The 1,022-nt window shown below is 65.2% G+C and carries 2 protein-coding genes; one reads left to right on the forward strand and one right to left on the reverse strand.

The features are described 5' to 3' along the window. On the reverse strand, nucleotides 1-569 hold a 569-nt coding region (locus NKJ91_RS34010; protein ID WP_352458933.1), incomplete at its 3' end, for an SDR family NAD(P)-dependent oxidoreductase. Between the two features lie 94 nt (nucleotides 570-663). Between NKJ91_RS34010 and soxR the strand changes: the two genes are divergently transcribed. Further along, nucleotides 664-1,022, forward strand: a 359-nt coding sequence (gene soxR / locus NKJ91_RS34015; protein ID WP_352458934.1) for a redox-sensitive transcriptional activator SoxR, incomplete at its 3' end; no start/stop codon positions are given.

Here is a 1,022-nt window from a genome sequence, read left to right on the forward strand (position 1 = left end):
GGGTCAAGCGCGAGGAGCCGGATGCCGTCTGCTTTCGCCTCCTCGTCCCAAATCGCCGTCAGATGGGCAAGAGCGGCCTTGCTCGCGCCGTATGCTCCCCAGCCGGGATAGGCGTTCACCGCGGCGTCGCTGGAAATGTTGATGACCAGCGCGCCCCGGCCCTCGCGTGTGGACGCGGCAAGCGCACCGAACAGGGCTTTCGTCAGCCGGAACGCGCCGACGAGATTGACCGCGAGCGCCATTTGCAGCTCCTCGCACTCGGTATCGGCAAGGAGCGCCAGAGGGACAGGGCCGAGGCTCGACGCATTGTTGATCAGGACATCGAGCCCGCCGAGGCTGGCAGTGACCTGCAACGCGATCGGGTAGATGTCCTCCTTCTTGCCGACGTCGCCGACAATGCCGTGCGCGCCCGTCTCGTCGGCGATGCGTTCGACATTCGCGGCGGTGCGGGCGACGAAGGCGACGCGCGCATTCATCGCGGCAAGCTGCCGCACAAACGCCAGTCCGAGGCCGGACGTGCCGCCCGTGACCGCCACGCGAAGTCCCTGAAGTTCGACATTCGTCTGCATTGCCAGTGCTCCTTTAATCCGTATGCCTCTTGGTACAAGTTCAAGTTAACTTGAAGTCAAGCGGGAATTGTGCTTTCGTTCATGCATGGATTCCATGCTGACCATCACCGACGTGGCGCGGCGCAGCGGCGTCGCATCATCGGCCCTGCGCTTCTACGAGGAGCGCTGGCTGATCGCGTCCGAGCGGGCCGGCTCGGGACACAGACGCTACCCGCGATCCGTGCTGCGCCGGATCGCCTTCATCGTCTTCGCGCAGCGAATTGGGCTGACGCTTGAGGAGATCGGCGCCGAGCTGGCCAAGTTGCCAGCCGATCGCGTGCCGTCGCGTCGGGATTGGTCGCGGTTATCGGGCCAGTGGACCAAGCGCATCGACCAGCGCATCGCCGAGTTGCAGCGCCTGAGGTCGGGGCTTACCGAGTGCATCGGTTGCGGCTGCCTGTCGATCGACCGGTG

This window comes from Mesorhizobium sp. M0040 (genome assembly GCF_040323505.1).
Classification (GTDB): Bacteria; Pseudomonadota; Alphaproteobacteria; order Rhizobiales; family Rhizobiaceae; genus Mesorhizobium.